Source organism: Mesorhizobium sp. M1A.F.Ca.ET.072.01.1.1, assembly GCF_004023325.1.
Classification (GTDB): domain Bacteria; phylum Pseudomonadota; class Alphaproteobacteria; order Rhizobiales; family Rhizobiaceae; genus Mesorhizobium.
The window spans coordinates 1-3,709 of record NZ_RZSF01000482.1 but is presented as its reverse complement, the minus strand read 5'-3'; the positions used below and the strand labels follow the sequence as shown (position 1 = coordinate 3,709).

At 64.4% G+C, this 3,709-nt stretch carries 4 protein-coding genes; all 4 read left to right on the top strand.

The window, feature by feature from the left end:
• Window positions 1-99 precede the first annotated feature (99 nt).
• Window positions 100-1,116 carry a 16S rRNA (cytosine(1402)-N(4))-methyltransferase RsmH gene (gene rsmH, locus EOA32_RS34705; RefSeq protein ID WP_128374100.1) on the top strand — a complete coding sequence of 339 codons (1,017 nt, stop codon included), beginning with the start codon at window positions 100-102 and terminating at the stop codon, window positions 1,114-1,116.
• A gap of 4 nt (window positions 1,117-1,120) precedes the next feature.
• Window positions 1,121-1,516, top strand: coding sequence for a hypothetical protein (locus EOA32_RS34700; protein WP_066990723.1), 396 nt, complete (start codon window positions 1,121-1,123; stop codon window positions 1,514-1,516).
• Complete coding sequence (locus tag EOA32_RS34695) at window positions 1,513-3,237, top strand: penicillin-binding protein 2 (protein WP_066990727.1); 1,725 nt, start codon at window positions 1,513-1,515, stop codon at window positions 3,235-3,237. Before EOA32_RS34700 ends, EOA32_RS34695 begins: the two co-directional genes overlap by 4 nt.
• Before the next feature lie 54 nt (window positions 3,238-3,291).
• A partial coding sequence (locus EOA32_RS34690; RefSeq protein WP_245499494.1) for a Mur ligase domain-containing protein occupies window positions 3,292-3,709 on the top strand: 418 nt, incomplete at its 3' end.

The following is a 3,709-nucleotide window of genomic DNA, read 5'->3' as shown; positions in this document are numbered from 1 at the left end:
CCAGAGCTGGGGGCCGGGCCGACTTGCCGCCTATGGGGCGCAGGCTCGAGCCAGGCTTTTGCAGCTTCGGCAGGGGACGAAGCCCGGGGAGCGACCGGAATGATGACTGGCCACGGCGATGATCCTCACGCCGTTGGCGGACTGGTCCGTCACATTCCGGTCCTCCTTGCCGAAGTGCTGGAGGCGCTTGAACCCAAGGCGGGCGAGACGATCGTCGACGGCACGTTCGGCGCCGGCGGCTACACCGCCGCCATCCTCGAGCGCGGCGCCTCGGTCGTGGCCATCGACCGCGATCCGGATGCGATCGCCGCGGGTAAGGCTCTGGAACAGCAGGCCGGCGGCAGGCTGAAGCTTGTTCAGGAGCCGTTCTCGACCCTGGACAAGCATGTCGAAAGCGCCGACGGCGTCGTGCTCGACATCGGCGTCTCGTCGATGCAGCTCGACCAGGCCGGGCGCGGCTTTTCCTTTCGCGCCGACGGACCGCTCGACATGCGCATGGCGCAGGCTGGCCTGAGCGCCGCCGACGTCGTGAACACCTTCAAGGCGGGCGATCTTGCCCGCATCTTCGGCTTTCTCGGCGAAGAGCGGCATGCCGGCCGCATCGCCCGCATGATCGAGGCCCGGCGCGAGAAGCGGCCCTTCGAGCGCACGCTCGATCTTGCCGACGCCATCGCCACCCATGTCGGCCGCGCGCCGAAGGACAAGATCCATCCCGCCACCCGCGTCTTCCAGGCGCTGCGCATCTTCGTCAATGACGAGCTCGGCGAGTTGGCGAGCGCGCTGTTCGCCGCCGAGCGGGTGCTGAAGCCGGGCGGCAGGCTCGCCGTCGTGACCTTTCATTCGCTGGAGGATCGCATCGTCAAGCGCTTCATCGCCGATCGCGCCGATGCGGCCAGCGGATCGCGTCATATGCCGGACGCGCCGGCGCGGCTGGCGACCTTCCGCAAATCCGGCGGCGGGGTGACGCCGGGAGAGGCCGAGATCGCCGGCAATCCGCGGGCGCGCTCGGCGAGGCTGCGCGCGGCAATCCGCACCGGCGCGCCTGCGCGCGCCGGCGACTTTTCGATTTTCGGCCTTCCAAAGCTTCCCGCCATCGAGCGGCCGGGGGAGAGGTAAGCACGTGTTTCGCACCAGCGATATAGTCCTGATCGCCGTCATGGTCTCGGCGGCGGCATTGACCTACAAGACCAAGCGCGAGGCCGAGGACCAGCTGGCGGCGGTGCAGAAGCTGCAAGCGCAGATCCGCTACGAGGAAGACACAATCGATCTTCTCAAGGCGGACTGGAGCCTGCTCACCCAGCCGGCGCGGCTGCAGAAGCTTGCCGAAATCTACAAGTCGCAGCTCGGGCTCGAGCCGCTCAACGCCCACCAAATCGGCGGGCTCGACGACGTGCCGATGAAGCCGCTCAATATCGAGGACCTGTCGTCGCAGCCGCTCGGCGGCATGGCCGACAATTCGGGCAAAGGGCCGTCGGACGGCAAGGATCCGGTGGTGACCGGGAGCACCGTGCAATGATCAGTAGGCTTCCAGGGATCGGCAACCTGCTGAAGCGCCGAAGCAAGGCAGCTGAGGACGGCTCGATCGTCGTCGACGCCGCCCGCAAGGCAACCGGCGGCAAGGCCAAGACCCGCATCGTCATGACGATGGCGGTGTTCTTCACCATCTATTCGACGATTGCCGGCCGACTGGTCTATCTCGGCCTGCAGAATCCGGACAATTCGGGTGGTCCGCAGAGCCGCGTCACTGCATCGCGGCCGGACATCGTCGACCGCAACGGCGAGGTGCTGGCGACCGACATCAAGACGGCGTCGCTGTTCGCCGAGCCGCGCCGTATCGTCGACGCCGACGAGGCGATCGAGAAGCTCTCGACCGTGCTTCCCGAGATTGACTACGAGCAGACTTATCACAAGCTGAAGAGCGGCGCCGGGTTCGTCTGGCTGCAGCGGCAGCTGACGCCGAAGCAGCAGGCCGACATCATGGCGCTCGGCATCCCGGGTCTCGGTTTCCGCACCGAAAAGCGCCGCTTCTATCCGAGCGGCGAAACGTCATCCTACATTGTCGGGCTCACCAACATCGACAATCAGGGCATCTCCGGTATGGAGAAGTACATCGATGACCAGGGCCTGACCGATCTGCAGGCGTCAGGACTGGCGGTGGCCAGGGACCTGAAGCCGGTGAAGCTGTCGATCGACCTGCGCGTCCAGCATGTGGTGCGCGACGAGGTGGCGACCGGCATGGAGCGGTTCCATGCGATCGCGGCCGGCGCGGTGGTCCTCAATATCAAGACCGGCGAAGTGCTGGCCATGGCCTCGGTGCCGGATTTCGACCCCAACAATCCCTACAATGCTCAGGAAAAGGACCGGCTGAACCGCATGTCGGCCGGCCTCTACGAGATGGGCTCGACCTTCAAGAGCTTCACCACCGGCATGGCGCTCGATTCCGGCAAGGTGACGCTGGAGAGTCGCTTCGATGCGTCGCGCCCGATCAGGATCGGCCGCCAGACCATCCATGATTTCCACAGCAAAGGCCGTGTGCTTTCGGTGCCCGAAGTGTTCATCTATTCATCCAACATCGGCTCGGCCAAAGAAGCCGAGGCTGTCGGCATCGAAGGGCATCGCGAGTTCCTGCATCGGCTAGGCGTGCTCGAAAAGATGCAGACGGAATTGCCGGAAGTGGCGCGCCCGACCGAGCCGAAAGTATGGAAGCAGGTCAATTCGATCACCATCGCCTTCGGCCATGGCGTCTCGACAACGCCCCTGCAGACTGCCGTCGGCTGCGCCGCATTGATGAGTGGCTATTTGATCGAGCCGACTTTTCTGCCGCGCACGGCCGAGCAGGCGATGGAGGTGGCCAAAAGGGTGGTCAAGGACACAACGGTGGAAGGGATGCGCTATCTCTACGCACTCAACGCCGAGAAAGGCTCAGGCAAGAGCGCCAGGGTTCCGGGTTACCGCGTCGGCGGCAAGACGGGCACGGCGGAAAAGGTCGTCAACGGTCGTTATTCGAAAGAGAAGAATTTCAACGCCTTCGTCGCCGCCTTTCCGATGGACGATCCGCAATATATCGTGCTGACTATCGCCGATGAGCCGAAGCCGGAAAAGCCTGGCATGGGCGCCACCGCCGCCTCGAATGCCGGCATCATGGCAGGCAACATCATCAGGCGTGCGGCTTCGATGCTTGGCGTGAAGCCAGATTTCAGCCATGAAAATGGTGCAACGCTGGTTTCCTATCAGTGATTCTTGGGGCGCGCCGGCAACTGCGCGCTATTTTGTTGCGGTGAACGGGACTCAATGTATCTGAAAAATCTAGCCGGCATCCTGCCTGTCGAGGGAACAGCTTCCCCCGATCTGGAGGTTACCGGTCTCTCCTCCGATTCCCGCCAGGTAAGACCGGGCGTCGTTTTTTTCGCGCTCGCCGGCAGCAAGGCTGATGGCTCGACCTATGCCGCCGATGCCGCCGGCCGCGGCGCTGCCGCAATCGTGGCGGCCAAAGGCAATACCATCTCCGGTCTGTCGATCCCGGTTCTTGCCGTCGATGATCCGCGTCTGGCATTGGCGCTGAGCGCGGCGCGCTTCTTTGGCAAGCAGCCTCGGACGATGGTCGCCGTAACCGGGACCAGCGGCAAGACATCGGTTGCCGCCTTCACCCGCCAGATCTGGGAGCAGGCAGGTTTTGCCGCCGCTTCGATCGGCACGACCGGCGTGGTAG

Coding starts and splice junctions, on each gene's coding strand:
- rsmH (WP_128374100.1), top strand. CDS start 100: ATGATGACTGGCCACGGCGATGATCCTCACGCCGTTGGCGGACTGGTC.
- EOA32_RS34695 (WP_066990727.1), top strand. CDS start 1,513: ATGATCAGTAGGCTTCCAGGGATCGGCAACCTGCTGAAGCGCCGAAGC.